The following is a 479-nucleotide window of genomic DNA, read 5'->3' on the forward strand; positions in this document are numbered from 1 at the left end:
CGGCGTTCACACTGTTCAACGCGAATCCCCAGATGGACGAGTACGTCAGGAAGCCCAAGACCCCCGATGGGGAGAGCACGTAGTACTCGAGGGTGCCGTAGAGCTGCTCGTTCCTGAGCCTCTGGCTGACGGTCGCTATGGTGGAGGAGACGTAGCCCTGGAAGGCCAGTCCCACGACGAAGAACGACGTGTAGTTACCGGTGCCCAGCTTGGACACGAGCTCGTTCCCCAGGGCGGTGCCGGTGAAGTAATAGGTGAAGACCGGGAGGATCCAGCTCAGCATGGTCAGCACAGCCTGAGTCCTGTAGCTGGCCCAGACCCTGAAGCCCCTCAGGTAGAGGTATGCGTAGAGCTTAGACAGGACCCCCACGGACGTGCGCACCTCCTCTCCTGAACCGATACGGCCTGACGTCAGCTCCTCCCTCGCCGGCGAGGAGCACGTATGCGTCCTCGAGCGCGGGCTCAACCTCCCTAACCTC

At 62.2% G+C, this 479-nt stretch carries 1 pseudogene; it reads right to left on the reverse strand.

The features are described from left to right. Positions 1–370: pseudogene (locus ACP5H1_RS08515) on the reverse strand (ABC transporter permease); the annotation flags it as partial. Positions 371–479 lie beyond the last annotated feature (109 nt).

The organism is Acidilobus sp. (genome assembly GCF_049973875.1).
Classification (GTDB): domain Archaea; phylum Thermoproteota; class Thermoprotei_A; order Sulfolobales; family Acidilobaceae; genus Acidilobus.